22 protein-coding genes and 1 pseudogene are annotated in these 22,386 nt (G+C 62.2%); 12 read left to right on the forward strand and 11 right to left on the reverse strand.

The window, feature by feature from the left end; genetic code table 11:
* Nucleotides 1-145: 145 nt before the first annotated feature.
* From purL to purS, 3 genes are read right to left on the reverse strand one after another with little or no spacing between them, the layout of a single operon-like run.
* Complete coding sequence (purL, locus tag AC1DCM_RS25635) at nt 146-2,455, reverse strand: phosphoribosylformylglycinamidine synthase subunit PurL (protein WP_477520189.1); 2,310 nt, start codon at nt 2,453-2,455, stop codon at nt 146-148.
* Nucleotides 2,452-3,225, reverse strand: coding sequence for a phosphoribosylformylglycinamidine synthase subunit PurQ (purQ, locus tag AC1DCM_RS25640; RefSeq protein ID WP_442004208.1), 774 nt, complete (start codon nt 3,223-3,225; stop codon nt 2,452-2,454). The genes purL and purQ overlap by 4 nt, the downstream gene beginning before the upstream one ends.
* Before the next feature lies 1 nt (nt 3,226).
* Nucleotides 3,227-3,478 (reverse strand): phosphoribosylformylglycinamidine synthase subunit PurS, encoded by a 252-nt coding sequence (purS, locus tag AC1DCM_RS25645; protein ID WP_011773385.1) that lies wholly within the window; start codon nt 3,476-3,478, stop codon nt 3,227-3,229.
* Nucleotides 3,479-3,734: 256 nt separating this feature from the next.
* Here purS and AC1DCM_RS25650 point away from each other — a divergent pair, with 256 nt between their 5' ends.
* Both AC1DCM_RS25650 and AC1DCM_RS25655 read left to right on the forward strand, forming a co-directional pair.
* Complete coding sequence (locus AC1DCM_RS25650; protein WP_477514509.1) at nt 3,735-3,920, forward strand: hypothetical protein; 186 nt, start codon at nt 3,735-3,737, stop codon at nt 3,918-3,920.
* 124 nt (nt 3,921-4,044) lie between these two features.
* Nucleotides 4,045-4,335 carry a DUF1540 domain-containing protein gene (locus tag AC1DCM_RS25655; protein ID WP_442018646.1) on the forward strand — a complete coding sequence of 97 codons (291 nt, stop codon included), beginning with the start codon at nt 4,045-4,047 and terminating at the stop codon, nt 4,333-4,335.
* Between the two features lie 102 nt (nt 4,336-4,437).
* On the opposite strand, the gene AC1DCM_RS25660 is transcribed toward AC1DCM_RS25655, so the two are convergent.
* Nucleotides 4,438-5,376: a phosphoglycerate dehydrogenase gene (locus tag AC1DCM_RS25660; protein WP_477520190.1), complete on the reverse strand. Its 939-nt coding sequence runs from the start codon at nt 5,374-5,376 to the stop codon at nt 4,438-4,440.
* A 268-nt stretch (nt 5,377-5,644) separates the two neighbouring features.
* Here AC1DCM_RS25660 and AC1DCM_RS25665 point away from each other — a divergent pair, with 268 nt between their 5' ends.
* Nucleotides 5,645-8,818: a S8 family serine peptidase gene (locus AC1DCM_RS25665; RefSeq protein WP_477520191.1), complete on the forward strand. Its 3,174-nt coding sequence runs from the start codon at nt 5,645-5,647 to the stop codon at nt 8,816-8,818.
* A 71-nt stretch (nt 8,819-8,889) separates the two neighbouring features.
* Here AC1DCM_RS25665 and AC1DCM_RS25670 read toward each other — a convergent pair whose 3' ends face one another.
* The 4 genes from AC1DCM_RS25670 to AC1DCM_RS25685 form a co-directional block, all read right to left on the reverse strand.
* Nucleotides 8,890-9,279, reverse strand: a complete 390-nt coding sequence (locus AC1DCM_RS25670) for a serine protease inhibitor (protein WP_477520192.1) — start codon at nt 9,277-9,279, stop codon at nt 8,890-8,892.
* Nucleotides 9,280-9,359: 80 nt separating this feature from the next.
* A complete protein-coding gene (locus AC1DCM_RS25675) occupies nt 9,360-10,226 on the reverse strand; it encodes a 3-methyladenine DNA glycosylase (RefSeq protein WP_477520203.1) in 867 nt (288 codons plus the stop codon).
* Nucleotides 10,227-10,260: 34 nt separating this feature from the next.
* The gene (locus tag AC1DCM_RS25680; RefSeq protein ID WP_477520193.1) at nt 10,261-10,893 is read right to left on the reverse strand and encodes an SSI family serine proteinase inhibitor; all 633 of its coding nucleotides are present in this window, start codon (nt 10,891-10,893) and stop codon (nt 10,261-10,263) included.
* A 22-nt stretch (nt 10,894-10,915) separates the two neighbouring features.
* Complete coding sequence (locus AC1DCM_RS25685; protein ID WP_477520194.1) at nt 10,916-11,182, reverse strand: helix-turn-helix domain-containing protein; 267 nt, start codon at nt 11,180-11,182, stop codon at nt 10,916-10,918.
* A gap of 65 nt (nt 11,183-11,247) precedes the next feature.
* Between AC1DCM_RS25685 and map the strand changes: the two are divergent.
* Nucleotides 11,248-12,017, forward strand: a pseudogene (gene map, locus AC1DCM_RS25690) (type I methionyl aminopeptidase).
* Between the two features lie 68 nt (nt 12,018-12,085).
* Here map and AC1DCM_RS25695 read toward each other — a convergent pair.
* Entirely contained in the window at nt 12,086-12,574 is a 489-nt protein-coding gene (locus AC1DCM_RS25695) for a MarR family winged helix-turn-helix transcriptional regulator (RefSeq protein WP_477520195.1), read from the reverse strand.
* An 86-nt stretch (nt 12,575-12,660) separates the two neighbouring features.
* Here AC1DCM_RS25695 and AC1DCM_RS25700 point away from each other — a divergent pair, with 86 nt between their 5' ends.
* Complete coding sequence (locus tag AC1DCM_RS25700; RefSeq protein WP_224094137.1) at nt 12,661-12,885, forward strand: hypothetical protein; 225 nt, start codon at nt 12,661-12,663, stop codon at nt 12,883-12,885.
* Here the strand turns inward: AC1DCM_RS25700 and AC1DCM_RS25705 are convergent.
* Entirely contained in the window at nt 12,882-13,913 is a 1,032-nt protein-coding gene (locus AC1DCM_RS25705; RefSeq protein WP_477520196.1) for an NAD(P)-dependent oxidoreductase, read from the reverse strand. The two genes, AC1DCM_RS25700 and AC1DCM_RS25705, sit on opposite strands and share 4 nt — an antisense overlap.
* On the reverse strand, nt 13,913-14,881 hold the full coding sequence (locus AC1DCM_RS25710) for a cyclase family protein (protein WP_477520197.1): 969 nt from the start codon (nt 14,879-14,881) through the stop codon (nt 13,913-13,915). Before AC1DCM_RS25710 ends, AC1DCM_RS25705 begins: the two co-directional genes overlap by 1 nt.
* A 170-nt stretch (nt 14,882-15,051) precedes the next feature.
* Here AC1DCM_RS25710 and AC1DCM_RS25715 point away from each other — a divergent pair, with 170 nt between their 5' ends.
* The 7 genes from AC1DCM_RS25715 to AC1DCM_RS25745 form a co-directional block, all read left to right on the forward strand.
* A complete protein-coding gene (locus AC1DCM_RS25715) occupies nt 15,052-15,840 on the forward strand; it encodes an IclR family transcriptional regulator (RefSeq protein ID WP_442018656.1) in 789 nt (262 codons plus the stop codon).
* Between the two features lie 173 nt (nt 15,841-16,013).
* A complete protein-coding gene (locus AC1DCM_RS25720) occupies nt 16,014-17,519 on the forward strand; it encodes a sugar ABC transporter ATP-binding protein (protein WP_477520198.1) in 1,506 nt (501 codons plus the stop codon).
* Between the two features lie 8 nt (nt 17,520-17,527).
* Nucleotides 17,528-18,625, forward strand: coding sequence for an ABC transporter permease (locus AC1DCM_RS25725; RefSeq protein ID WP_442018658.1), 1,098 nt, complete (start codon nt 17,528-17,530; stop codon nt 18,623-18,625).
* Between the two features lie 73 nt (nt 18,626-18,698).
* A complete protein-coding gene (locus AC1DCM_RS25730) occupies nt 18,699-19,841 on the forward strand; it encodes a substrate-binding domain-containing protein (RefSeq protein WP_477520199.1) in 1,143 nt (380 codons plus the stop codon).
* Between the two features lie 53 nt (nt 19,842-19,894).
* The gene (locus AC1DCM_RS25735; RefSeq protein ID WP_477520200.1) at nt 19,895-20,887 is read left to right on the forward strand and encodes an NAD(P)-dependent oxidoreductase; all 993 of its coding nucleotides are present in this window, start codon (nt 19,895-19,897) and stop codon (nt 20,885-20,887) included.
* On the forward strand, nt 20,884-21,654 hold the full coding sequence (locus AC1DCM_RS25740) for an SDR family oxidoreductase (RefSeq protein WP_477520201.1): 771 nt from the start codon (nt 20,884-20,886) through the stop codon (nt 21,652-21,654). Before AC1DCM_RS25735 ends, AC1DCM_RS25740 begins: the two co-directional genes overlap by 4 nt.
* Nucleotides 21,654-22,386: alcohol dehydrogenase catalytic domain-containing protein (locus AC1DCM_RS25745; protein WP_477520202.1), on the forward strand; the 733-nt coding region annotated here is incomplete at its 3' end. The genes AC1DCM_RS25740 and AC1DCM_RS25745, both read left to right, overlap by 1 nt.

Raw genomic sequence — 22,386 nt, forward strand, 5'->3', positions numbered from 1 at the left:
ACCAGCCCCATCACCGGAAGTGGAACCGGCGCCAACCCCGAGCGATCCAACGGGCCACACCATCCTGCCCGGAAACAGAAAACAACCGCCCATCAACCCGCCCGCCCGAAAAAACGGCCAACCCCACCGTCATGAAAAATCAGGGCTAGCCGAAGTACTTCGGCAAGGTGGCCTCGTGTGCTTCGCGGAGTGYGTCCAAGGACAGTTCGTCCACGCCGTTGATCTCCAGCTTCGCACTGGCAGCATCAACAACGCCGATCCGGAGGTGGGCGAAGCCGCGGGCGGTGCACATGTCCTTGAAGCGGACTTCCTCGGAGCGCGGCACAGAGACGATTGCCCGGGCCTGGGACTCGGAGAACAAGGCGGTGAACAGGTCCACGCCGTCGCGCTCCATGAGTTCCTCAAGGGCAATGCGGGCACCGACGCCGTAGCGCAGCGAGGACTCAACCAGGGCAGCCGCGAGGCCACCTTCGGAGAGGTCGTGTGCTGCGTCAACCATGCCGTCACGGGAAGCGTTGATCAGGATTTCGCCCAATGCACGCTCCGCCGCGAGGTCGACCTTCGGCGGCAGGCCACCGAGGTGTCCACGCAGGTTGGACCATTCCGAACCATCCAGCTCTGCTGCCGTGGTACCCAGCAGGTAGATGGCCTGGCCATCCTCGCGCCAACCCGACGGCGTACGGCGGGCGACGTCGTCGAGCTTGCCCAGGACTGCCACCACAGGGGAGGGGTGGATCGGTGTGGTGCCGGTCTGGTTGTACAGGGAGACGTTGCCGCCCGTGACCGGGATGCCGAGTTCCATGCAAGCATCCGACAGGCCACGAATGGCTTCGGCCAGCTGCCACATGACGTCCGGGTCCTCGGGGGAGCCGAAGTTCAGGCAGTCGCTGACGGCCATGGGAACAGCACCAGAGGTGGCCACATTGCGGTAGGCCTCGGCCAACGCGAGCTGGGCGCCCTGGTACGGCTCAAGGTAGGTGTAGCGGCCGTTGGCGTCGGTGGCCAGGGCAACGCCCAGGCCGGTTTCCTCGTCAACGCGGACCACGCCGGAGTCGTCCGGGAAGGCCATGGCCGTGTTGCCACCAACGTAGCGGTCGTACTGGTTGGTGATCCAGTCCTTGCTGCACATGTTCGGCGAAGCGACCAGTTCAGTAACGGCTGCTGCCAGTTCCGACGGAGCGGAAGGACGGTCGGCATCCTCAACGGAACCGGTGAAGGAGTTCGCCTGGACCGAGTCCTGCCATTCCGGGCGTGCAAACGGGCGGTCGTAGACCGGGCCGTCGTGCGCAACGGTGCGGGGATCGACGTCGACGATTACGTCGCCTTCCCAGGTGATGATGAGGCGACCGGTATCGGTGACTTCACCCAACCAGGAGTACTCCACGGCCCACTTGTCCATCACAGCTTCGAAGGCTGCGATGTTCTCCGGGGTGACCACGGCCATCATGCGTTCCTGCGACTCGGACATGAGGATCTCGCCCGGGGTCAGGGTGGGATCGCGCAGCAGGACGGAGGTCAGTTCGACCTCCATGCCGCCGTCGCCGTTGGAGGCGAGCTCGGACGTGGCGCAGGAAATGCCGGCGGCGCCGAGGTCCTGGATGCCTTCGACCAGGGAGCCCTTGAAGAGCTCGAGGCAGCACTCGATGAGGACCTTCTCAGCGAAGGGGTCGCCCACCTGGACGGCGGGGCGCTTGGAGGGCTTGGTGTCGTCGAAGGACTCCGAGGCCAGCACCGAAGCGCCGCCGATGCCGTCGCCGCCCGTACGCGCACCGAACAGGACAACCTTGTTGCCCTTGCCGGAGGCGTTGGCCAGTCGGATGTCCTCGTGGCGCATGACGCCCACGGCCAACGCGTTTACCAACGGGTTGCCCTGGTAAACGGAGTCGAAGACCATTTCGCCGCCGATGTTCGGCAGGCCGAGGCAGTTGCCGTAGCCACCGATTCCGGCCACGGCACCGTGCATGACGCGGGCGGTGTCCGGGTGGTCGATCGCGCCGAAGCGCAGCGGGTCCATCACGGCAACCGGGCGGGCGCCCATGGAGATGATGTCGCGGACGATGCCGCCGATGCCGGTAGCGGCACCCTGGTAAGGCTCAACGAACGACGGCGAGTTGTGGGACTCGATCTTGAACGTCACGGCCCAGCCGTCGCCAAGGTTGGTGACGCCGGCGTTCTCGCCGATGCCAACCAGCATGTCCTTCTTCATTTCCTCGGTGACCTTCTCGCCGAACTGGCGGAGGTGGTTCTTGGAGGACTTGTAGGAGCAGTGCTCGCTCCACATGACGGAGTACATGGCCAGCTCGGCGCCGGTGGGGCGGCGGCCAAGGACCTTGACGATTTCGTCGAACTCGTTCTGCTTCAGGCCCAGCTCGGCCCACGGGAGTTCCGTGTCCGGAGTCTTGGCAGCATGCTCAACAGTATCGATGTTGAACTTCTTGGTGGTTTCCGTGGTCACTTGTCGCCTCCCACAATCTTGTTCAAAACGGAGGTGAAGAAGCCAAGGCCGTCGGTGTCGGATCCGCCGATGCCATCAAGCGATTCGGGGCCGAAGCCCACTTCAACCGCGTGCTCAGGGTGCGGCATGAGGCCAACCACGTTGCCCGCGGCGTTCGAGATGCCGGCGATGTCGCGGCGGGAGCCATTCGGGTTGAAGCCCACGTAGCGGAACACCACGCGGCCCTCAGCCTCAAGGGCGTCCAGGGTCTTCTCGTCAGCGATGTACTGGCCGTCCTGGTTCTTCAGCGGCACAGTGATTTCCTGGCCGTTCTGGTAGTCCAGGGTCCAGGCAGTGTTGGCGTTTTCCACGCGCAGGACCTGGTCCCGGCAGATGAACTTCAGGTGGTCGTTCTTGATCATGGAACCGGGCAGCAGGTGCGATTCCGTCAGGATCTGGAAGCCGTTGCAAATACCCAGGACGGGGAGCTTTGCCTCGGAGTTGGCGGCGTCGATGATCTTGGTCATCAGGGGTGCGAAACGCGAAATAGCGCCTGCACGCAGGTAGTCACCGTAGGAGAAACCACCGGGGATGATGACTGCGTCAACATCTCCGAGTTCGGTATCTGCGTGCCAGAGCGGCACCGCCGTGGCGCCTGCCAGCCGCACTGCACGGGCGGCGTCGCGGTCGTCAAGGGTGCCGGGGAAAGTCACGACGCCGATCTTGGCGCCGGCCAAGCGGGGCTCTGCGGCGACGGCCACGGCCTCGCCAATCAGGGGGATCGATGTCATATCAGGCCTCGACGACCTCGACGTTGACAACATCCTCGATTACCGGGTTGGACAGGAGGGTCTCAGCGGCCTCACGGGCCTGGGCCAGGATAGCGTCGGTCACCTCGCCGTCAACCGTCAGTTCGAAACGCTTGCCCTGACGGACTGCGCTGAAGCTGTTGAAGCCGAGGCGGGGCAGTGCACCCACGATGGCTTTCCCCTGGGGGTCCAGAATCTCGGGCTTGGGCATGACGTCAACGACGATCCGGGGCATCCGGTAACTCCTGTGCGTGAGTTGGGTGAACCTTAAATAAGGCTGCCGCGGAGGTTGCCGTCTCACGCCGTTCAACTGGGTTTCTACAGCGTGGGGGCGCTCCGCGAGCTTGCACACCTATCTTACCGGGACCGGAGCGCATACCCTATTCAGCCGGATTCCGCGAGGACCCCCCGCCGATCCCCACTAAATTCGGGGCAATGAAAGCCCGACGGCGGCACTCGCCGGGCGTGGCGCCCGTCACTAGGATTGTGGCATGGCGGAGAAACCGAGGTCGATGGTGCTGGGCGTCGTAGCCGCAGCTGTTTTTGCGGGTCTGGGACGAATGGTCATCCAGAAAATCAAGGCTGACAGGGCGGCGAGGGAACACCACGTGACAGCCCCGTTGGATAAGGAAACGCGCGCGAAGATCAGCGACGCGCTGCGCACTCCCGGCAAATAGTGGGCATTAGCGTACGTACAAATGCGCTATTCCTTCGGGTTAAATCCGGCTGTGGCGGCGTAGTTTAGGGACTACACGCGGGGTCCAGGCCCTGCGTTAAGTCTGGATCCAACCAGGAGGAACAATGACCGAACACATTGCCGAAGTATCCGCCTGTAGCGTTGGCAGCTGCGGCTTCAACCACGACGGATGCACTGCTTTTGGAATCACCATTGGTGGAACGCAGGACCACGCTTCCTGCGCCACGTTCATCGACACCAACGCCATGGGCGGCCTTCCCAAGGTCCTTGCCCACGTCGGTGCTTGCCAACGGTCCGAATGCGTTCACAACAACAACCTCATGTGCGAGGCGCACGACGTGAAGGTCGGCCCTGGCCGCGAGGCTGCGGACTGCTTGACGTACGAGCACGCCTGACTTTTATCGTTCCCGAAAAGTGGGTCCGTCCTGCCGGACGGGCCCACTTTTTTGCGCATTCCTGGCTCGCGCCACTGGCTTCGCGCTAGCTGGAAACCTGCGCTAGCCGGAAACCTGGTTGGTCAATGCACGGCCGTCCTTGAGGGCTGAAAGGTTGGCCAGGACCAGCTTGGCTGAACCCTTGGGGCGATTGCCCGCCACGTGCGGGGTGATGATGACATTTGGCGCCGACCAGAGTTTGGAGTCCGCGGGCAAGGGCTCTTCCTTGGTGACGTCCAAGGCCGCAGCGCGCAGGCGACCCTCGTGCAAGGCGGCAACCAGGGCGTCTTCATCAACTGTTGCACCGCGGCCAACGTTGACGAAAATTGCGTTCCTTGGAAGTGCGCGCAGGAGTTCATCGTTCAAAGCGTCAGTGGTCTCGGGAGTGGCGGGGAGTATCGATATCAGCACATCCGTGGTTCCCAGTACCTCGGGAAGTTCCTCCGCCCCGGCGACTGGGAAGCCGTAGCGCTCTCCCCGTGAGCTGGCCACGCCGGTGACGTTTGCGCCCAGCGCGGCGAGCATGGGAGCGAGTCGTCCCGCAATGGAACCGAACCCCCAAATGGTGACGTTCGCGCCGTCGAGCGTGTAAAGCTGTTCGGTTTCCACGCTGGCCTGAGCTGCGTTGTAGGCGTGGTCCCATGTCTTGGACTTTTGGGCTTCGAACAGAAGGTCCAGCCTCCGCACGGCGGCGAGCGTGAGAGCCAGGGCGTGCTCGGCCACTGGACCGTCGTGAAGTGAGCGACCAGAGGCGATGGCCACATTGGCCGCAAATCCCGCTGCCAGCACCGAATCTGGTCCGGCTGCCAGGGTCTGTACCAGTTTGAGCTGGCTCATCTTTCGGGCGGCATCGGCCAGATTCTCTGAGGTGTTCTGCCAGACCACCAGGACTTGCGCATCAACGTGCTCGTCAGGAACGGGCTGATCCGCCTGGTAAACGAACACGTCCTCGCCTGACTCGGAGAGGTCCAGGGTGATGGTGTGGGGGACGAGGATTTTCACTGCAACTCCATCGTTGAAAGGTTTAGCGGTGTGTAAAAGAAAATATCCCGTGCTCCGCTTGTTTCGCCGTCATGTGACGTGAATTTGGCGCGGAGACAAGACAAATTCACTGAAATGTGCTGTATGTCATATTTTGCTCTCAGTCTGTACTCTGTGACTCGACTGGTTGCGCATTTTTGACAAGAACTGTCACGAACGCAGCCATTCACATGTTGACAGGCCTTGGCGATGGAGCCCGGGCCTCACTCAGTGAAAGGTGCTATCACTCGTGAAATCACAAGGAAAGAGCTTCGTCAGAAGCGGGGGGCTTCGAAAGGCAGCGGCTCTCGCCGTGGGCTTGCCGTTGCTGCTCTCTTCCATGGCGATACCGGCCCAGGCAGCTCCCTCGCCGGAGACTGTGGCCGGAAATCAGGCAGGCGTGGCCAAGAAGAACCTTGACCCCAGCGCCTACAAGGACGGCCGCTACATGGTTGTCCTGGCAGAAAAGCCTGCGGCTACATACGACGGCGGCACGCCGGGACTTGCGCCCACCAAGCCGGAAGAGGGCAAGAAGCTCGACTCCGGCAGCGCCGAGGTAAAGAAATACCAGGAACACCTGCAACGGTCGCAGCAGGACGTTGCCCAGCAGGAAAAAGTCACCATTGAACGTGACTTCACCGCCGCCATCAACGGCTTCAGTGCCAAGCTGACGGCAGAGCAGGCCATTAACCTTGCCAAGGATCCCAAGGTCCTGATGGTCGCGCCGGACACACAGTATGCACCCGACTACTCCACCACTGATTTCCTGAAACTCAGCGGCCCCAACGGCACCTGGGCAACGCAATATGGAGGCCAGGAGAACGCCGGCAAGGGCACCGTTGTTGGCGTCATCGACACCGGATACACGCCCTCCAATCCATTTTTCGCAGGCGATCCCGTCGGACCGCTGGTCGGCAACCCCCAAGTGGGCGTCCCTTACCGGACCGCCGACGGCAAAATCGCAATGCTGAAGGCAGACGGCGATACCTTCATCGGCGAATGCCAGCCCGGTACGGACACCGGCGCCAGCTACGATGGCAGCGCCTGCAACTCCAAGGTCCTCAGCACCCACTACTTCGCGGATGGCTTCCTGGGAAGTGTTCCCCCGGAAAACCGTGCCCCTCAGGAAGTCATCTCGCCCGTTGACGTTGACAGCCACGGCACCCATACCGCTAGCACTGCCGCGGGCAACGGGAACGTCGATGCCGTAGTGGACGGACGTAGCTTCGGCATCACCAGCGGCATCGCACCTGCCGCTAAACTCTCCATCTACAAGGTCTGCTGGGAAGACACAGATCCGACGACGGGTGGCTGCTACGGCTCCGCTTCGGTGGATGCCATTGAACAGGCCATCCTGGACGGTGTGGATGTGCTGAACTACTCCATCTCCGGTTCCACCACATCCACCACCGATCCCGTATCGCTGGCTTTCCTTTCCGCTGCTTCGGCTGGGATCTTCGTGGCAACCTCCGCTGGAAACTCCGGACCAACCGCCAGCACCGTGAACCATGGAGCACCCTGGCTGACCACAGTCGCTGCCACCTCTTTCTCGCAGGAACTGCAGGGCACCGTTGAATTCTCCGATGGCAGCAAATTCCGCGGAGCGAGCATTATGAACCACGAGGTGAGCGGGGCCGGCGTCGTGCTTTCCACCAACGCTGCAAGCGGTGAAGGCAACGCAGCGCTGTGTGCTCCCGGCTCGCTGGATCCGGCCAAGGTTTCCGGCAAGGTTGTTGTCTGTGACCGTGGCGTGGTTGACCGCACCGCGAAGAGCGCGGAGGTCCTTCGAGGCGGTGGCGTCGGAATGATCCTGGTAAACCTGACGGAATCATCGCTGGACACGGACAAGCATGCTGTTCCGACTGTCCATGTGAACCCTCCTGCCACCCAGGCCATCAAGGACAAGGTGACGGCCAACCCCACCATCACAGTGTCGCTGCTGAACCACGACACCACGGGCCTGCCCGCCGAGGCGCAGCCGCAGATCGCCGGATTCTCCTCCCGCGGACCGCTGCTGGCAACGGATTCGGACCTCCTGAAGCCTGACGTATCAGCACCCGGCGTCGCTATCCTGGCAGGCGTTTCGCCCATCGGAACCGGCGGAGACAACTTTGGCTTCCTGTCGGGAACGTCCATGGCTTCCCCGCACGTGGCCGGTTTCGGCGCCCTGATCCTGTCCAAGAACCCACGATGGTCACCGGCAACCGTGAAATCGGCCATGATGACCACGGCCGGTCCGGTGAAACTGGCCAACGGGGCCATCAACCAGGACGTCTTCGCCACCGGCGCAGGACAGGTTGATCCCGCAAAGGTCCTGAGCCCCGGCTTGGTCTACGACGCTACAACTGAGGACTACCTCAAATTCGTTCAGGGCACGGGCATGGACCTCGGCATTGCGGGACTGGGCTCGACGCAGCCGCGCGATATGAACGTTCCCTCGTTTGCGCTGGGCAACCTGGCCGGCAAGATCGAGGTCACGCGGACAGTTACCGCGTTGACGCCGGGTCTGTATCGCGCCTCCGTCAACGTTCCCGGCGTCAACGTCAAGGTCACCCCGTCCGTGCTGAACTTCGGCGCTGCGGGTGAAAAGAAGACGTTCAAGGTGCAGTTCGAGAACAACAATGCGGCCTTGGGTAAGTTCGCCATGGGATCACTGAGCTGGCAGGGCGCAAACAAGACCGTCACCTCTCCCATCGCCGTCCGTCCGCAGTCTGTSATCGCKGATAAGGCCATGGCCTTCACGGGAACGGGCCCCAACGGCTCAGCGGCCATCAACATCGTCTCCGGCACCAATGCGCCGGTGGGAGTCACGGTTGATGGCCTGTCCAAGGCGGATTCCTCAGCAGTTGAACTGGTTCCGGGTCCCTTTACCGGTGAGACCGACGCCTCGAACTTCGTCAAGAAGGTGACGGTGGGGGAGAACAGCGCCTTGGCCAAGTTCTCGGTCATATCCTCGGACGAAGCCGCGGACTTCGACATGCTCGTCCTGACTCCCACCGGGCAGCAGCTCCCGTCCGCGACGGCCTCGGCCAGCGAATCCGTCACGGTGCCCAATCCCGAGCCGGGCGACTACTACGTTTTCGCCAACCTTTACGCGAGCCCCAACAACCAGCCCACCAAGGCAACAGTTGATGCAGCGGTCCTGGGGGCCAACGAGGGCAACGCCACCGTGACGCCCAACCCGATCCGCCTCGCCAACGGCAAGGCCGGGACCATCTCGCTGAACTGGACCAACCTGACGCCAGGCTCCTACATCGGACGCCTGACATTCGAGGGCACCAGCGAACCCAGCTTCGTCACAGTAGTGGTGACTGCTGGCGGCGCCGCGGTTATTCCGGACAACGAAAACCCGAAGAAGGGCACAGACAAGAAGAACAACAAGATCCGCGGAGACGAGCCAACGGAAAGCAACAACGCAAGCTAGCTCGTTCGCGAAATTTGTACAGCTGACGCCCTGAGGAGGCTCTCTCCTGAGGGCGTCAGCTGCACCCGGGCTCAGATGGCGCCGGTAGATCCTCCCGCGCCGCCCAGGAGTGGTGCCATGGCGCGCCAACGTGCGATCTCGCAGCCATCGGTCCGGCTGAGCTTGCTGTGGATCTTCCGTCCACGGAACCAACCTGTCACAAGGGCCACCTGCGGGCCCCCGTACTGTTGCGTGCAGATCCGGTCGGGTCGCGGAATCGGGAAGAACACTTCCTCGCCAAACTGCTCGACGGCGGCAAGGGCCGCGGTCGCGTCCGGAAGGTTCGAGTCGATCGAGTCCGGCTCCGGAGACAGAATGCCTTTCGCGGACCGTAGGTAGAACTCAATGGGCGCGGCGCCAGGTGCCTCTGTCAGCGTGACGGTGAGGTCGACGTCGTACTCGCTGTTGCCGGGAGAAACCATGGTTACCTTTCGCTGGTGGCGGCGGGTGCTTGCGGCGGCGGGTGCTTATGGCAGGAGTCCCGGGGGACGATCAGACTCCTTTAAAGAAGCGGTTCGATTGCCTGAAGCACGCGGGCCCGCAGCTTCTGGGATTCGGCCGCAAAAGCCCGCTGGTACTCAACGTACTCGGCCTTGCCCTGCGGTGTCTCGATCCTGATAGGCGCGTAGTCCCATTCTTCGAGGTCGTAAGGGGAAGCCTGCATATCCATGGTCCGGATCCGCCACGACAGTTCGAAGCAGTCCATCACCAACTCGCTGGGCAGCGCCGGAGTCAGTTTGTAGGCCCACTTGTACAGGTCCATGTTGGCGTGCAGGCAACCCTGTTGTTCCATGGTGCGCTGGTTCTCACGGGTGGGGATGAGCTCGTTCAGCGGAACGGCGTCCGGCGTGTAGAAACGGAAGGCATCGAAGTGGGAACAGCGGATACGGTTCTCCTCCACCACGGTGCCAGTGCCCTCCCCGCCAAGCCGCAATTTCAAGTACTCGTGCCGCAACTCGAATTTCTCCTGCCGGTACACCATGGCCCACTCATGGAGGCCGAAGCAGCCGAACTGGGCCGGGCGCTTCGCCGTGCCGTTGAGGATGATGCCGGCGAAACTGACGGCCTCGGCGCGTTGGGCCATGAAACTGTCGCGATCAAAGGTGACGGCCGGCGTACCTAGTGGCAGTCCGACGGCGGCGAGGTCGCCGTCGTCGAGCACGCGGTAAAACTTCCAGCTGGCACGTTCAAGGGCACGCGCGCCACTGAGCACCACTCCATCGCCGGGATGCCAGCGCAGCAATTGGCCAGGCTTCTGGGTGTAGTACGTGAAGAGGAAGTCCTCCACGGGATGTTTCTTTCCTGCCGACCGGCGGGCCAAATAGGGGTCGGCGTACCGGGCGACGCGTGCATGATGGGCGGCCTCCATCCCGAGCCAGTGCTCTTGGGGGAGGTGCTGGGGCCTAAGCTGCTCCACCGCTGGAACCGATGATGGCGCTGGCCGCGTCCCACAAGGCGATTTGGCAACCGTCGGTGCGGCTGAAGGAAGCGGAAACTTCCATGCCGTCAACGGCACCGGTCACCTTGGCCGTTTGCGGACCGCCAAACTGTTGGGTGCACTCTTGGTCGCTTCTAATGGGCGCCTGGTTCAGCAGCGATGGATTGTTCTTCAGTGCCGTGCAGGCCGCGTTCGCGGTGGGGTGTTTGCTTTCGGCTGCCGGGGCGCCGTTTACGCAAACGAGCGTGTAGTTCTGCGGTGCTGCGCTGGCGGACTCCAGCACCGTGATGGAGAGTTCAGCGTTTCCCTGTCCTGGCGTGGGCTTTGCTCCCGGGAGGCTGGGGTCCGGTGCTGTGTCTTCCGGGCCGAGGGTTGTGGGCACCTGGGTGGGCGTTGGCTTGGATTGTGTGGGGCTGTCGCTTGGGCTCACGCTTGGACTGACGGACGACGCCGGCGCGGAGGGGGCGCTGCTCGACCCACCCGGCGCGGGGGTGCCCGAGCAGCCGGCCAGGGCAGCGAGGGCCAGGATGGCTATGAGGGGCCGGACTCCTATGAGGGGCCAGGCTCCTACAAGGGCCCGGACGAGGCGCGAGCGCATGGGTTCTCCTTGGGCTGCCATTTTATGCCGGTGCGGCGATGCTTTCGGGCTGGCTGATCCCTGCCCACACCTCATCGAGGGACAGCCCGAGGACATCGGCGATCGCTGCGATGGTCTGGAAAGCCGGGGTTGCCACACGTCCGGACTCAATCTTGCGGAGTGTCTCCGGTGAAACCTGGGCCTCGAGTGCGATCTCCAGCATCGAGCGCGCTCCCCGGGCGCGACGCAACATGGCGCCGAGACGCTGTCCGCGCTCGACCTCTTCAGCTGTGAGTGGCAATCTGACCATGGCTCCAATTCTAATACCGGGATAATATGGCCGGGATAGTTATTGGTTGAATGGGAAGGCGCCGCATGATCGAGATTCTGAACCGCACCGAACTGCATCGGGCAAAGGAGGCTGGTGCTCTGGTTGCCGACATCCTTCAGACGATGAAAGGCCGCAGTGCGGTGGGGTTAACCTCCTGGAGATCGATCAGTGGGCTCAGGCCATGATCGCCGATGCCGGGGCCCAATCCTGCTACGTCGACTATTCGCCGTCCTTTGGGCGCGGTCCTTTTGGGCACTACATCTGCACGTCCGTCAACGACGCCGTACTCCATGGACTGCCTCATGACTACACGCTTGCTGACGGCGACCTGGTGTCCCTGGACCTCGCAGTTTCCAAGAACGGGGTCGCTGCAGACTCTGCCATCAGCTTCACAGTGGGCGATTCAAAGCCCTCGGACAGCCTGGCAATGATCGACGCAACGGAGCGGGCCCTGAGCGCAGGGATAGCCGTGGCCGGACCCGGCGCCCGCATCGGCGATATCTCCCATGCCATCGGCTCGGTCCTCAGTGAAGCGGGATACCCCATCAATACCCAGTTCGGCGGTCATGGCATCGGATCCACCATGCACCAAGACCCGCACATCGCCAATACCGGTCGGCCGGGCCGTGGATACAAATTGCGCCCGGGACTACTGCTGGCGCTGGAGCCTTGGGTTATGGCGGACACCGCCGAGCTCGTCACCGATGACGACGGGTGGACGCTGAGAAGTGCGACGGGTTGCCGTACAGCCCACAGTGAGCACACGATAGCCATCACCGACGACGGGGCTGAGATTCTCACCTTGGCGCGCTGAGTGTTGGTGCTAACTGCTCGTGCTGAGTGGCTGTTGGGCTGGGTTGCCGTTCGCTGGGTGGCCGTCCGCTAGTTTGGCGTCCGCTGGGTTGCCTCGATGAGGCCGGTCATAGCCTGGTGAAGTTCGGCTACTTCCTCGCGACTGAGCTGCAGGCGCTCCCGGATCGCACCAGGAACCGCCGTCGCCTGATCCCGAAGCGCGGCTCCCTTTTCCGTCAGCTTGACGGCAAGCGCGCGCTCGTTGCCGGGCACGCGCTCGCGGGTGATGAACTGTGCTTCCTCAAGTCGGCGCAGGAGTGGGGACAGGGTGGCGGGCTCGTGGAGGAGGCTGTCACTAATGTCCTTAAGTGTCCTGGGGCTCCGCTCCCAGAGTGCGAGCATCACAAGGTACTGCGGGTGGGTTAACCCGAGCTGTTCGAGGATGGGCTTGTAGATACCCACGACGCTCCTCGAGGCAACGGTCAGCGCGAAGCACAGCTGGCGTTCCAAAAGGAGGTCGTCAGTTTCGCTGGTCTGGCTTGTTTCAATGGTTTGGGTTGTCTCGCTGGTCTGGGTCATGGCTGCCTTCCCACCCAATTAGTTAGTGCACTAATTGTTAGCGTACTATGAACTTGTTGAACCGTCTAAAAGAGGAGTCGATCGGCGTGGCAAAGGAATCCTTTACCCAGAAGTTCATGCGCGCTACGGGAAAGCTGAGGGTCATCTTTGGCCCCGCACACAGCAGCTCCATCGATCACGAAATGACCGAGGCCAACCGCAGGCTCCTGGCCCAACGCGAAGCGGAGACCCAACAATGGGAAACCCTTCGTCGCCCCGATGGCAGCACGTACGTGGTTCCCCGTAATCCGGACGATAAGTCGCTGCGTTAGAGGCCGCTCGCTGCAAGGAGGGTGAGCCTGTCGGTAAAGGCTGACGATTCGAGAACGTCTCGGTTGATCACAAAGTCCGGGACTCGGCCTGCGGCGACGTTGACGATGGCGCGGACGCAACTGCTGCCGTTTCCGAGGGACATCTCGTCCGTCCAAGAAAGGCAATGCGGCGAGAGCGTTACGTTTTCCATTCCCAGTAGTTCGTTGGCCACCGGCTCGTGTTCAAAGACGTCCAGCCCCGCGCCGGCGATAACTCCCTGTGAAAGTGCATGAATAAGGTCCTGTTCGTTGATGATGGGTCCGCGTGCCATGTTGATGACAACAGCGGTTGGCTTCATCTTCTCCAGGATGGTTGCGTTGATGATGTGATGGGTCTGCTCGGTCAGGACTGCCATGACGATCAGGGCGTCGCATGCCGCTGCTACGTCTTCGAGTTGCATCAACTCCACGCCGAGTTCGCTGGCGCGTTCGGGAGGGCAGAAGGGGTCGTGACCCACGCATCGGACCTTGAACGGTTGGAGCAGGCGGATCAGCTCGCCGCCGGTGTTCCCGACGCCGAGGAAGCCAATGGTTTTTCCGGTCAGGCCGGTTCCCATGAAGCTTTCGCGCAGGTCCCAGGATTCTTCCCTGACCAGGCGGTCCTTCATGACGGTGTTGTGGAAGACCGACAGGAGCATGGATAGGGTGGCCGTTGCCACCGGGCCACGGGCGCCGTCGGGGGTTATGGTCGCGACTGTGCCGGCACGGCTGCAGGCGGCGAGGTCAACCGCATCGAATCCCACCCCGAAGCGCGCAAGTATGAGCGGGGGATTCGCGACGCCTTCGAAAGAGGCGGCCGTAACCGCGGGTGCAGCGTAGAGAATTGCGTCATAGCGCTCCAACTGTTCAGGTGTCAGTTCTTCGGCGCTGTCGGCCATGTATTCCCATTCCAGACCGGCCTCGTCAAGACCGTCCAAGCCGATGTCGCCCCAGACGTTCTTGCCGCTGGAATCTAGGAAGTCGCGGGAGATGCCTACGGTGAATGTCATTAGAAAACCGCCAAAGGGTTTACGGGCGAGCCAGTGCCACGGGGAATGTTGAGTGGGGCGACCATGAACATGAAACGGTAGCGGTCCTCTTCGGCGCAGGCCGTTCCAAGTTCTTCAAGATCGAGATTGTCCAGGAGCGGCAGGCCCATGGCTGTGATCGCAAGGATGTGGATGGGGGAGTGGATCCCGGGTGTCGGTGAAGGGCGAACATCGGAGTCGCCGTCACCGCCCAGAAGGACGATCCCCCGTTCGGCGAGCACGGGCATGCAGTCAACATGAAGCCCCGCACTCAGGTCCGATGAGTCCCAGATACCTACTTCGCGTGCGCGCCGGAAATGACCGGTGCGGACCAGGACGGCGTCGCCCTCCTGAATGCTGATCCCGAGCCGCTCTTCTGCCGCCAGGATGTCCGCTGCATGTATGGCCGTGCCTGGTTCAAGCCAGGGAACGTCGAACAACACGGTAAAGTCCAGCAACACGCAAGGGGCAACAAGGGGGCCGAGGGCGCTGACCGAACCGAAATCCGCGCCCGTGGCCGTGACAACTTCTTTCGAAACCTGTCCGTCGTAGAGCAGGCCTTTGTAGGCGATATGGCTCAGCGCATCCAGGTGGCTGACGGCCTTGCCGTGGTAGTCGACGCCGATGAAGTCCTTATTGCAGGACGGTTCCGGCGCTTCACGCACTCCAAGGTCAGTCATATAGTGCAGCGCGGGGTTCGCATTGGACGGCCCGCTCGTGGTGTTCCACGGCAATGCGGTGGACACGACACGGCCGCTGCGGACCAACGAGGCGGCGTCAATGACTCCCTCAGCAGTTGCCTTCTGCCAAGCACCTGCGGATGGTTCAGCGTAAGTGCCCCAGGTCTTGACCTGCTCGAAGATCTGCTCGAACTGTTTCCCGGTCACTGTGGGGTCCGTGCCGGGCGGGGCTGGGTAGAGTGAGCTTGCCCTGGTGTGTTCAGCGCACACGGTGTACTCCTAGATTTTGGTGTCCCTGTTTCCGGCGTCGAGTGACAATTCGCGCAAAGCCTTGGCGTCAGGTTGAAGAAGCTGGCTCTGTGGCGCCCGGAGGGGTGACACAGCAATAGTAGGCCAATATACTGGTCAGGAGTCAATACTTTGATTGGGGAGGGTGGAAAATGACAACAGAGATCACCACGGCTGGGCAGAGTGCAGTGCCGGCGATCACTCGGGCGATGGCAATTCTTGATCTGATTGCGGCGGCGGGACAGGCGGGCTTGAGCGTGCCCGAAATTGCGAAATCGATGGACCTTGCCAAGTCCTCCACGGCAAACATCTGCGGTGCGCTTGAAGGCGAGGGCATGCTTCGTCGCTCGGACGGACGGTTCATTCTGGGCAGGAGGATCCTTTCCCTGGCCGGCGACTACCTCCGCTCGGCCGATCAGCTCTCGGAGTTTTATGCGTTGTGCAGGCGGTCCCCGTTGATTTCCCGGGAAGCGGCGCGGTTGGCTTTGCTTGACGGTACCGATGTCCTTTATTTGGCCCGTTATGAGGGAACCAATCCCATCAGGCTCACTGCGAACATTGGCGATCGCTTTCCAGCCCATGTAACGGCTACCGGAAAGGCCGTCCTCTCGACTCTTCCTGATGCCGTTGTGGAGGACCGGTACCGGGGAAAGACCTTTGTTCCCTTCACCGCCCGCTCCCTGTCCAGCGTTTCGGAGCTGCTTTCCGACCTTGAGAAATCGCGTCACCGCGGGTACTTCATGGATGACGAGGAGACCAACGTCGGCGTGGTGTGCTTCGCCGTTCCTGTGGTGGACATCCCTGGCGACCCCGCCCAGTTTGCGATCAGCGCCACACTGATCAAAGCCCGCGCTGATGAGCTCGACCACGCGGAAATTGTGCAGGAATTGCAGGTCATTGCCCGTGCTTTGGCCAACCCCCTTAGCGCGCACTCGCTTTAGGGCTCCGTGGGAGTCCTCCCGCTTGCATGTACTGGCAGCTCGTGCAGCTTGGGTGAAAAATCGGTCACGAAATGCTATTGACCAAAGGGTTGGCTATCAGACAAGATGTTGGTCAATAGGTCATTGGTGACCACCCAGAATTTTAGGCAGCACTGGGGCTGCAAGGAGCGACCATGGGACTCAACCCTCCCTCGAAAACGCTGATTCAGATTGACCAATTGTCAAAGCGGTTCGGCGTCAACGCGGCTCTGCAGGATGTAGACCTCACGCTTGAGGCCGGGAGTATCCACGCGCTGCTGGGCCAGAACGGCGCAGGCAAATCGACCATCATCAAGATTCTTTCCGGGCTGTACTCGCCCACCAGCGGACGGATCACCGTCAATGGCCATGCCTTGGGCACACCGGAAGCAGCGGCAAGCATGGCCTTCATCCACCAGGATCTTGGACTCGTTGATTCCATGACCATCGCCGAGAACATAGCGCTGGGTACGGGTTTTGGACGCACGGGAGGACTCATCTCCTGGCACAAAGTCCGTGAAAGCGCTGCGGAAGCGCTGCGGACGGTGGCCTCGCACCTGCAGCCTGACCGATACGTCTCTGAATTATCCAGGGCCGATAAGTCCCTGGTTGCCATCGCCAGGGCCCTGGCGTCGAATGCGTCAGTCATCGTGCTCGACGAACCGACTGCAAGCCTCCCGGCGGCGGATTCCCGCAAGCTCTTTGACGTCCTGGAGAAGCTTCGGAGCAAGGGCCACGGTCTTTTGTATGTCAGCCACCGGCTCGATGAGGTCTTCGCCATTTCCGATACTGTCACGGTGCTGCGTGATGGGAGGCTGATTCACAGCGGCCCCATCTCGCAGAAGACTCCGCGGGAACTCGTCGTCGACATCGTGGGACATAAGCCCGTCAGTTACAGCTCCAAGAGCACGGTCCGGGATAACCCCGAGCGCCTGTCGGTCAGGGACCTGGCCACAGCGCAGAACCGGCCGGTATCCTTTTCGGTCCGTGCCGGGGAAGTGGTGGGCATGGTTGGCCTGACCGGGGCCGGACACATGGAAATCGGACGCGCGCTGGCAGGCGCATACCGTATTGATTCAGGCAGCATCACCTTGGATTCGGAGAGCTATCAGCCACGCACCGCCTCCGAGGCGGTCGCCTCCGGCGTGGGATTCGTGACCAGCAACAGGATGGATGAAGGCTGTGCCCCCGAGCTGACTCTGCGGGAGAATTTCCTCCCGAATCCAGGCGTGCACTCAAAGAATCCGTTCCTTTGGACCAACCCAAAAACAGAACGGCGGCTCGCGGAGGGACTGATTGAACGCTATGGCGTCCGGCCTGCCCTCCCTGAGGTGGCCATCGCGACGCTCTCGGGCGGAAACCAGCAGAAAATCATGATTGGCCGGTGGTTGAGCGCCAACCGAAAACTCCTCATTCTCGAAGAACCTACAGCAGGCGTGGACGTCGGGGCTAAGGCAGACATTTATCAGCTGCTGGAAGAATCCCTGGCCGCAGGCCTGGCAGTCCTGATGATCTCCACTGATTTCGAGGAAGTCGCCAGCGTCTGCCAGCGGGCCCTCGTCTTCGTCCAGGGAACTGTGACCACGGAACTTGCCGGCGCTGACCTGACTATTGCAAACCTCACTGCGGCGGCCTCGGGTGCTGCCCATACTTCGGAGTAGTAATCCTCATGAACCAAACTAAGAACAGCAGCCGGCAGGGCGTCGCCCATCTCTTGGGACCCTACGGCTTGGTGGTCATTCTCGTCCTGCTTTTCGCAGTCTTCGCATTGATCCTGCCCCAGACGTTCCTCTCAGGCCGAAACTTCAATGCCATCCTCAGCAATCAGGCAATCCCCGCGTTGCTGGCCCTCGGCGCCATGATCCCCATCGCGACAGGAAAATTCGACCTGTCCATCGGTTACGGGCTGGGACTCTCTCATGTAATCGTCCTCAAACTCATCGTTGATGGTGGGCTGCCATGGGGCCTTGCAGCGCTCGTAGCGATAGGTGTCATGGCATTGGTAGGCATCGTCAACGGACTGCTGGTGGAATTCGGCCAGATCGACTCGTTCGTGGCTACCCTCGGGACCGGGACGGTGCTTTATGCCATTACCGGTGCCATCACCAATGGCGCCCGCGTGGTGCCCGGTCCTGGTGGCCTGCCGATTTCTTTCAAGGACCTCTACGATTCCAAGATCGCGGGGGTGCCTATCGTCGCCGTCTACCTGCTGGTTGTTGCTGTCCTCTTGTGGATCCTGTTCGAACGCCTTCCACTGGGCCGTTACTTCTACGTCCTGGGATCCAATCCTCGGGCTGCTGCACTGATGGGGATCCCCACTAAGCGATATTCCATCTACGCTTTCACGTTTTCCGCGGTCGTCACCGGCTTCGCGGGCGTGCTGCTCGCTTCGCAGCAGCAGATCGGAAACCCCAGCGTCGGCATGGACTACCTGCTACCGGCTTTCGTAGGAGCCCTCTTGGGAGCCACCGCCATCAAACCCGGCCGGGCCAACGTCATTGGCACTCTCGTCGCGGTGATCACGCTGGCAATCGGACTCGCCGGCATCTCGCAGCTGGGAGCCCAGTTCTGGGTCACCCCGCTCTTCAACGGGGTCACCCTGCTCATTGCTGTCGGCCTGGCCGGGTACTCCGCCAGGCGCAAACTCCGGGCAGGCGCAGTCGCAGCGCCCCCGGCAACTCCCACACCAGGGGATGAAACACCTCCGCCCGCGGGACCTGCGACGTCCGCTGCATTGCCACCGGCCACCGCCCCCAGTTCCCTATAGCACTCCTACTTCGTCAGCTGCTTTCGTCATCCCGCTCACCACAACGGAACCCTCCATACTGAAAGGCTCCACCATGAACCCTTCCACCCCCCGCCTGCTGCTCGTCACTGGCACCGTCCTCGCGCTTGGACTCACGGGCTGCACCAGCGGGTCCTCCGAATCAGCGGCCACGGCTGCCGCAACCGGGAACAGCGGGTGTGCCGACGTCGTTACCTCCGCCCAGAAAGCTGTCGACGGCGCCTCCAAGTCCGATGCGCCTTGGGACGGTCCTACGGCGGGCCCCAAAGCGGCTGCGGGCAAAACCATCGTGTATGTGGCCCAGTCCATGACCAACCCCGGCGTTGCCGGCGTGGCCAAAGGACTTCAGGAAGCCACGGCAGCGATCGGCTGGAACGTCAAAGTGATCGATGGACTGGGAACTCCGGCAGGGATTCAAAGCGCCTTCAGCCAGGCCCTGACAACCAAGCCTGACGGCATTGTCATCGGCGGCTTTGACCCTAAGACCACAGCCGCGCAGGTGGCAGAAGCCAACTCTTCCAAGATCCCGCTCGTGGCGTGGCAGGCTTTGTCCACCCCTGGCCCAAGCACCGACCCGCTGCTCTTCAGCAACATCACCACCAAGGTCGAAGACGTCGCCAAAATCAGTGCCGACTACGTCATTGCAAAGTCCAACGGCAATGCCGGCGTCGTCATCTTCACGGACTCCTCCATCCCGTTCGCCGAAGGTAAATCCCAGATGATCAAGAAGGAATTGGAGACCTGTTCAGGGGTGAAGGTTTTGGAATACGACAATGTACCGCTCTCCGACGTCAGTGCCCGTATGCCTCAGGAAGTCTCCTCCCTGCTCAGCAAGCACAACGAAGCCTGGACCTACTCAGTGGCCATCAACGACGTCTACTACGAGAACGCAGCCGCAGCACTGCGGGCGGGTGGCGTCAAAGCCGGCGGCGCACCCTTCAATGTGGGCGCTGGCGACGGTGATTCATCAGCCCTGCAGCGCATCAAGACCGACGACTACCAGACAGCCACGGTTCCATCGCCCCTGAAATCCGAAGGCTGGCAGCTCGTTGACGAACTCAACCGCGCTTTCGCCGGCGAACCTGCGAGCGGCTACGTCCCGCAGATCCACGTTTCGACCAAGGAAAACACCACGGCAACTGACGCTTGGGACCCCATGGGTTACCAGGATGCCTACCGCAAGATCTGGGGCAAGTAGCCCTCGAGGCTGCGCCATCCAAACCGGCTCCCGACCCAGAACCAAGGTTGATTTTGACACAAGATAACAATCCCCGGGTCTTCGGTCCGCGTGGCAGCGGCCTACCTCGCAGCGTTGGGTTCGTCGGGCTCGGCCTGATGGGCTCGCGCATGGCAGCAAACCTGCTCCACGCCGGCTGGTCCGTCACAGGATGGAACCGGTCAGCGGCCGCTCTCGACGATCTCGTTCGTCGGGGCGGTGCGCGGGCCTCGACGATTGCAGAACTACGGGACCAGCCGCTCGTTATTTTCATGCTTCCCGATTTGCCCTTCATTGAGGAATCCGCCGCTGGTCTACTGGCTGAATGGAGGCAAGAGCCGCCTCGACCCGGAACGTTGGTCGTAGTCATGAGCAGCGTCTCGCCAACTGCGGTTCTGCGGTTCGGCGCAACTGTCAGCGAGGCCAGCAATGGCAATGCGGTAGTCCTTGACGCCCCAGTCAGTGGCGGGACGGAAGGCGCCGAGCGTGGAACCCTGGCCATTATGGCCGGCGGTCCTGTTGAGCATTACGAACGGCTTCGTCCGGCGCTCGAGGCCATGGGAACCACGGTGCGGCGTCTTGGGGAACTGGGGGCGGGCTCGCTCGCCAAGGCCTGTAACCAGCTGATCGTCGGGACCACGACGGCGGCACTTGCCGAGGCTGCTGAGCTTGCCGAACGATCGGGCATGGATGTGGAGGCCCTCTTCGAGGTGTTGGCCGGGGGCTTGGCCGGCAGCCGGGTGTTGGAGTTTATGGGTCCCCGGCTGGCCTCGAAGGACTACAGGCCGACCGGGCCAGCGAAGTTCATGCATAAGGATTTGGCCTTTGTCCTTCAGAGCGCGTCCAGGTCAGGAACAGACATGCCCATGGCATCGGCTGCCCTGAAACTCTACGAGGACCTTACTGATCAGGGTCTGGGCGACCTTGACTTGGCCGTCGTGAGACAAACGATCGCAAACCTCAGTGACCTCCACATCACCGTACCGGCCATAGAGACCGCACCGACTATTGAGCAGGATTCTTTATGAGTGGACTATTTGATCTGAGTGGACGCGTCGCGTTGGTGACGGGTTCGAGCCGGGGGATTGGCAACGCCCTGGCCCGGGGCCTCGTCGACGCCGGAGCAACTGTAGTGCTCAACGGAATCAATCCCGAACGTTTGGAGGCGGCAGCCGACGCTATGGCGGCTGACTATCCTGCGGGAAGGGTCCACAGGCGGGCGTTTGATGTGACGGATGCGGCTTCAGCCGCTGACGGTGTGGCGTGGATCGAGGCCAACGTTGGCCCGTTGGACATCCTGGTCAACAACGCGGGTATCCAGCACCGTGTTCCCATGCTTGAGTTGGATGTGAAGGACTGGGACAGGGTGATCAGCACGGATTTGACCAGCGCGTTCCTGGTGGGCCGGGAAGCGGCGCGGCATATGATTCCCCGGGGCCGGGGGAAGATCATCAATATCTGCTCGGTCCAGACCGACCTTGCCCGGCCGACGATTGCCCCGTATGTGGCGGCGAAGGGCGGGCTGCGTAACCTGACCCGGGCGATGACGGCTGAATGGGCGGCGTCGGGGTTGCAGATCAACGGCATCGCCCCGGGGTACATCCATACGGAAATGACGCAGAACCTGGTCGATGATGAGGCGTTCAACACCTGGATCCTCGGCCGGACGCCAGCCCATCGGTGGGGCACGGTCGCTGACCTGGCCGGGCCTGTTGTGTGGCTGGCGTCCCAGGGGTCCAATTTCGTCAATGGCCAGACGATCTTCGTTGATGGCGGAATGACGGTGGTGGTCTGATGGGCATCACCCTCCCCGCTTCCGGCCCCGCGGTCGTCGCCCATGGCAAAGGTGACTTGCGGATCGAAGACATCCCGCTGAAGGCGCCGGCGCCGGATGAGTCGATCGTGGAGATCGCCTACGGCGGGATCTGCGGTTCAGACCTGCATTATTGGCTGCATGGTGCCGCCGGGGAGTCCATCCTGAAGGTCCCGATGGTCCTGGGCCATGAAATTGTCGGCGTCGTCATCGAGCAGGCAGCCGATGGCAGCGGCCCTGTGACCGGCACTCCGGTGGCTGTGCACCCTGCAACCCCCGCCCCGGGCGGGGCACGCTACCCGGCAGAGCGGCCCAACCTTTCCCCGGGCTGCACGTATCTGGGCAGCGCGGCACGCTACCCGCACACCGATGGGGCTTTCAGCCGCTACGCCACCCTTCCCTCGCGGATGCTCCGTGCCCTGCCGGAAACCCTGGATCTGCGGACCGCGGCGTTGGTGGAACCGGCCAGCGTGGCCTGGCATGCCGTCGCCCGGGCCGGTGACGTCGCGGGAAAGACTGCCATGGTGATCGGCAGTGGCCCGATCGGTGCCCTCACGGTCGCTGTCCTCAAGCGCGCCGGTGCTGCCCGGATCGTCGCCGTCGATATGCATGACAAGCCCTTGGAGATCGCACGCGCCGTGGGTGCCGATGCCGTCTTGAAGGGCGACGACGCCGAGGCCATCGCGTCTGTGGAGGCCGACGTCGTTATCGAGT

This window comes from Paenarthrobacter sp. 10N417 (assembly GCF_056394745.1).